The sequence below is a fragment of the Oscillatoria sp. HE19RPO genome (assembly GCF_024220515.1).
GTDB lineage: Bacteria > Cyanobacteriota > Cyanobacteriia > Cyanobacteriales > Laspinemataceae > Laspinema.
The window spans coordinates 22,212-28,646 of sequence record NZ_JAMXOT010000062.1 but is presented as its reverse complement, the minus strand read 5'-3'; the positions used below and the strand labels follow the sequence as shown (position 1 = coordinate 28,646).

Genomic DNA, 6,435 nt, shown 5'->3' with positions numbered 1-6,435 from the left:
GCGCAATGCTTGCGCCCCTGGGGCGCAAGCATTGCGCCCCTACATTGACTTCGTTGAGCATTCACTACGAACGAACGTTTTGGAGATTTTATTTTTTGGAGTTCCCTTATCATTAAAATTTAACCAACTCCCGTCAAATTTCAGCCTTCAGATAGAGGTGATTTCTGATTACCTATACCTCATAGGTGGCCATAACAACCGGGAATAAGATTGGCAGACTACTGGCATTACTGCTCTGAAATGAGTAATGCAAAATTTTTAAAATCTTATAAAATTTACCCCTCATTATTTAAACTTTTTAAAACTTTTTGAAATGTTTTGAAATGTTTTGAAATGTTTGGAAACCCTTCCTCAAAAATCTGCCCTTTCCTCTCAACTAACTTCTAAATACTCAGACTAGAGGGAGTTGACATTTCCGGAGACTTAAGCTATTAGCTTGTTTTGAATTCCGGACAAACCCGAATATTTGCCTCAACTAGCCAGGGCGAGCGGTGATATCAATTAGGGAACTCCAAAAAATAAAACCTTCAAAAAACCCGCACCCTGAAGGGTGGAGGCTCACAGGACAAAGCCCGCCTGCGCGGGCTAAAAGAGCCTTGTTAGGTGCGATCGTATCAAAGCAAGGATGATTTATTTGTTGGAATACCCTTAGCAGATTCTCGGCTGGCTTTTTAGTCTTAAATCACTATTTAACCGCCTCTGGCCTGGATTTTAGGAAGTCCCTAAATGTCAATTTTAGTGACCCGATCCTTACCTCTCTAAGGCAGTAGACAAGCTTGCTGGCTTGGGTTAACATAGGGTTAATTAACGGTAAAAATTTTCCTTAACTTACAAAATGCTGGGTCAAGAGCCTTTTCTAAAAGCATTCGAGTAGTTTGGAAAATGGTCTTAAAAATCTATAAAATTAAGCAGGAAATCGATGAATAAAAAAACAAATCCGGTTATAAATTCAACCGAAACTCCCCAATCCGATATCAAGAAAAACGAACCCCTAAGTGACAAGTTTAGGCCAGATAAAGGCAGGAAAAGCTTACGCGATCGCCTTACTGGATTATTCCCTCTGATGGTGGCCGTCTATCTCCCAACCTTCCTCATTGTGTTGCTCGTCCGACAGCAAAATCGAGTTCCCATTTATCATCTCATGGGCGATCCAGCTAAAATTTCAGATTCGCCTTTTTATCTAGGAATGGTCACGAAATTTGGCATTTTATTATGGTGTGCCACCGCTGCCATTTGTCTGTTTACGTCCCTTTATCTCAAACCCCTGAATCTCTCTCTTAAACATCAACGCTTTCTATTATTCGGTGGGATGATTACCACAATCTTGATGCTAGATGATTTTTTTCAGTTGCATGAGGAAGTCCTTCCCAATTATTTAGGAATCTCAGAAAAAATCGTTTATTTAGCTTATGCGATGATGGTGGCCTTGTACCTAATAAAATTTCATAAAATTATCTTGAATAGCCGTTATTTACTGTTTTTGGGGTTAGCCTTTGTCTGCTTTGCCTTGTCACTTTTGCTGGATATGCGGGCCATCATAAATTTAGTGGACAGGGGACTGATTTACGATCGCGATCGGGCCTTATTAGAAAATGGATTTAAGCTATTTGGGATTGTGAGTTGGTTTACTTATTTTTCCTTAACCTGCAAAGAACAGCTTGAACAAGGGATGCACCGCTTCCAATCCTAATTGAAAGGGTTTGCAGGTGGGAAGTGCTGAAGCCGGGAACGGGATACGCCAGGAGAGCCGATCGCCCTTTTAGGTAGAATCTAGGATGGTCTATGACAATTCACAGGGGGTTCCCAGCGATCGCTGGGGTGGTTGGGAGTGGGTGCAGTGGTGAGGATGAGTTGACCATTGGGGGCGATCGCCCAGGTGTTGGCCTCCACGAAGGGGGGCGTCGGGGGAATTGGCGCGCCGGTAGATTGCTGTTGGGTTAAATTTGGAGCGGGTGACACCCTTCCCAAATCCTCCAGGATGCGATCGCCATTGAAGGGGTCCGTGGGACTGGGGGGTAATCCTCCGCGTCCCGTGACAATAAACTCACTCTGGGATGCACCAATCCCACACTCTTCAAACACCAGATTGGTGAGGTTGAGAATTTCTGAGGGGAGAGCAATTAACCCTTGAGTGGGTTGGAGATCCGGAGTTTTGACCGAGACTACTCCATCAATGCCTTGACTGGAACTGGCGGTAATTTGACTTTCGGGACTCTCAAACAAACCCTGGGTAAAGATTTGAATGTTCCCCCCGATTCCTTCTACCGCATTAGCGCGAATGCGACTATTTTCCAGTAAGGCGATCGCATCGGTGGTGACTGCTACATTGCCACCATCCCCGGTCCCTAACGCTTCAGCGGAAATAGCAGACCCTTGTCGCAGAGTCAGCAGATCGTTCACCGCTAATTGAACATTACCACCTCGACCGGATGCGGCAATCCCCAACAGGACCCCATTATTCAGACTCAAGCGATCGCTGGCAATATTGAGATTGCCTGCTTCTCCCGTCCCTTGAGCGCTGACGGTGATGCCACTATTTTCTAGGATCAGCGATCGCGTATCAATGTGCAAGAATCCAGCATCGCCAATTCCCCAGGTCGCCGTTTCCAAGGTACTCTGGTCTAGCAGTTCCACGGATTCGGAGGCGGCAATTCCCAAAAAACCGGCATTTCCCTCACCTGCGGCAAAGGTGGAGACAAAGGATTGATTTTGGAGGCTCAATTGCCCCGTTTGAATGAGCACATACCCGGCACTTCCCGGTCCTTCACTGGTGGAAATCAGAGAGGATTGGTTTTGGAGTTGGACGGACTCCGAGGCGTTGATCTGAATATTTCCCCCGGATCCAGCAGCGAGAGTGGAAGCAATGATTTCCGAGCGGTCTCGTAAGAGTAAGTCCCCTGTATCGATAAAGATATCACCCGCTTGACCCGTCCCGCCCGTGCCAGTTAGCAAATAAGCGCCTTGGAGAGAAATGAGTTCCCTGGCGCGGACCGTCAGAGTTCCCCCAGTTCCCTGAGTGAGGGTACTGGTGGCGATGTGAGCGCCGTTGCCTAGGCTGAGTCTGCCAGTTTCCAGAGTGAGATTACCGGCATTACCCGAACCCGAACTCACGGTAAATAATCCATCCTGCAACTGATTCGTTTCAAATGTTCCTCCTAGAACGGATTGGGTTAAATTAAAGGTTCCGGTTCCTGTGAGTTCTACAAAGTCCATCGCTTGAATCGTGAGGTTACCGCCGTCGCCGGTCCCCAAGGTGGAGGTGGAGATGAGCGCCCCATCTCGCACAATCAGCGATCGCGTGTTCAGGTTCAAATTGCCCGCCCGACCCCCAGCCTGAGTTTGAGTTTTGATACTGCTAAGATATTCTCCATTGGCACTGGTGCCGCTGACTTCTATTTCTGAGGCAGTTAGGGTGATGAGTCCCCCGGGAACTGCGGCAAAGGTGGCGGCAGCAATCTGAGCGCCCTGACGAAGATTGAGTTCTCCGGTTTGAATGTTGATATTTCCGGCAGGTTGAGTGGCATTGACGTAGGCACTGGCAAAGATGCCACTGTTAAACCGACCGGCGGAACTGGTTCCCCTGGCCTCGATGGAGTCAGATACATTGATAGTAATGGTTCCTCCCAGACCCCCACCAAAAGTTGAGGCAGCGATCACACCCCCATTTTCCAGTGTGAGGGTTTGGGCATTCAGGGTCACATCACCGGCATCCCCATTGCCCAAATTATCGGCAAACAGTTCGGATTCGATGACGTGGATTGCGCCACTGTTGACGGTCATATTGCCTCCGGTGCCATCGCCGAAGGTGGCGGTAGACATAAAGGCGGAGTCAGTGAGTTTTAGGGAGGGAGTATTGAGGGTGAGATTGCCGCCGTTGCCTGTACCAAACGTGAGGGAAAAGATGCCAGTTCCGATGTCATCGGGACGGGTGATTTCTTGGTTAAACAGGCGATCGAGGGTTTGGTTAAAGCTGTTGTCCCCAGTCATGACCACGGCATCGGTTGCCTGGATGGTGAGGTTGCCTCCGATGCCACTACCAAAGGTGGAGGCGGAAATCAAGGCGCGATCGCTCAATTGCAGTCGATCGGTGGTGATTTCAATGCCTCTGCCGGTTCCATTCCCCAATGTATCGGCTAAAATTCGGGATTGGTTTGTGAGGGTGAGTTCGCGAGTCCCGATGCGGATTTGTCCTCCCGCTTCTCCGCTCACGTCTAGCAATGCACCGTCTGAAAGGGCGATATTTTGGGCGGTGAGGTCAATTGTGCCACTGGCTGTCGTCAGTTGCGCCCCGGCGATCGCCAAGTGGTCTGCGACTAAGGTTAACTGTTGGTCGGTTGGGACTTCTAAGCGAGTACCGTTGAGGGCAATGTTCCCCGGGTTGGTGCCGAGTTGCAACCCAATCGGTGAACTCACCGTTAATAAAGGGGGGTTGTCCCCGGGATTGGCCTGAAATTCGGTGCGATCGCTAAATTGGATTCGGTCCCCGGCACTGGCAAAAAACGAACCCCCGATATTTAACTGAGCATTGGCCCCGAATATTATTCCATTCGGGTTTAATAAAAATAGATTGGCGCTGCCATTGGTTTGGAGAATTCCATCGATATTCGAGGGGTTAATTCCGGTGATTCGGGTGAAAATATTTTGAAGATTATTGCCCTGGTTAAAATAGGCGGTTCCCCCTGTCGGGACACTAAATTCCGTAAAACTATGGAACAGATTGGACCCGGCAGGGGTACCGCCTGTAATCACCTGGATATCGCCGTCTGGGGTGACGATAGAATTAACCGGAAGCGTTGTATCGGGAACAATTTGAGCGCTGCTGGGCGAGGAGAAGAGGCCAATGGAAAACGGTAAGAGCAACCATTTTATTGGCCAGTGGTGGGTGGGTTTAACCAGCCGAATTGCAGACAACATAATGATACAAAAGTGACAGGCCGGATGTTACGATCTAGGGTATCACAAGTTGGAGGCCAGGGATAGGAACGGGTGAGTTTTGGGGTGACTCAGGAGGATGCCGCTACCGTCTTCAATTACGGGGACTGTTACCGAGTTTCTGGCCCTGATGTGGTGGAAAGCCAGCCGAGAGAGGGCGACTGCGGCAAGATCCCCCGATGCTCCCCAGGGGTAATTTTAGGGCCAGAATGATTGAGAGGGTCTATCTATCAAAAAACCCGCTGTTTAACTCATCCGGTAACGACTCCGTAGAATCACTGGAGACCCGAAGGAGGCTTGGAGATCGCCCGTCCCGATCCACTCTCGGGCATTGGTACAGTAGGGGGAAGACCGACAGGGTTTTTGTCCTCTGTCACTTCTACTGTATCCGGTCCTCGGGAGTTTGGGTTAGGACCCGGCTTTTTTAAACTCCCGAACTCCCCCAGGTTTAGAGGCGATCGCCAAGGTCAAATGGTTTGTCCAGAACCGGGGCGAAATCATGATAAAATTATTAAAATTCTCTAACGTTATGAGGAGGAAACCATTGATGAATTCTGAGACTTCACTTTCAGAAGAAAACCCGAATGAGGGGAGTTTAGAACCCCTTGACCCTAGGCCGGAAATTTATCCCGGGGAAGTTTTTGCGAATGTGGCTGATTTTGATACAGGTATTCGCCAATTGGTGCCAATTTATGATGAATTGTTGGCAGCATTATTGAGGTGTATTCCGGTTACTAGTAAACGAATTTTAGAATTAGGGTGTGGGACAGGAGAACTTAGTCTGAAACTGTTGGCTCACTGTCCCGAGGCGGAACTCGTGGCGCTGGATTATTCCCCGCGAATGTTGAGCGTTTGTCAGGATAAAATTGAAGCAGCAGGCTATGGGGAACGGGTGCGATGGATCGAGGCTGATTTTGGAAATTTGGCGACCTTAAATGTGCGAATTGCACCGCATCAGGGGTTTGATGTTTGTGCCTCTTCGTTAGCGATTCATCATCTGAGTGATCCGGTCAAATTAAAGCTGTTTAAATGGGTGCGTCAAAATCTGTCTCCAGGGGGATGTTTTTGGAATGCTGACCCGGTATTGTCGGAAACTCAAGCATTAGAAGCCGTTTATCAGGCAGTCAGAGAGGAGGGGGTCAAGGCACAGGGAATCACCCTGGAAAAAGTGCGAGCTAAATGTGGTCAAACTATTCCCCAGGGCTACTCCGGTCCCGATCGCTTGGCAACGGTATTAGAACAGGTGGACCTCTTGAAATCGGCGGATTTTGCCCCGGTAGCTATTCCTTGGAAACACTATGGACTGGCAGTATTTGGGGGGATTTGTCAGGCTATTTAGGGCGATAGAAAAGAGGGAATGGGCGAGGGAGAGACCCCGTGAGGAGAAACGGAACAGAACCTCAGTGGTAATAACCCAGTTCCTGGGTGGGAAATTCCGAGTCGGCATCAGTCCTATCCGGGAGTAAAAGCCGCTATAATTGCCAAAATAGGTGGCAATGGGGA

At 48.9% G+C, this 6,435-nt stretch carries 4 protein-coding genes; 3 read left to right on the top strand and 1 reads right to left on the bottom strand.

The annotated features are described in order from the left end of the window. Both NG833_RS06825 and NG833_RS06820 read left to right on the top strand, forming a co-directional pair. Positions 1–208 (top strand): hypothetical protein (locus NG833_RS06825; protein WP_254564556.1); only part of this gene is annotated, 208 nt, incomplete at its 5' end. 711 nt (positions 209–919) lie between these two features. Further along, entirely contained in the window at positions 920–1,690 is a 771-nt protein-coding gene (locus NG833_RS06820; RefSeq protein WP_254564555.1) for a hypothetical protein, read from the top strand. A gap of 80 nt (positions 1,691–1,770) precedes the next feature. On the opposite strand, the gene NG833_RS06815 is transcribed toward NG833_RS06820, so the two are convergent. Then, positions 1,771–4,914 (bottom strand): filamentous hemagglutinin N-terminal domain-containing protein, encoded by a 3,144-nt coding sequence (locus NG833_RS06815; RefSeq protein ID WP_254564554.1) that lies wholly within the window; start codon positions 4,912–4,914, stop codon positions 1,771–1,773. A 565-nt stretch (positions 4,915–5,479) separates the two neighbouring features. On the opposite strand from NG833_RS06815, the gene NG833_RS06810 reads away from it, so the two are divergent. Continuing rightward, the gene (locus tag NG833_RS06810) at positions 5,480–6,271 is read left to right on the top strand and encodes a trans-aconitate 2-methyltransferase (protein ID WP_254564553.1); all 792 of its coding nucleotides are present in this window, start codon (positions 5,480–5,482) and stop codon (positions 6,269–6,271) included. Positions 6,272–6,435: the final 164 nt, after the last annotated feature.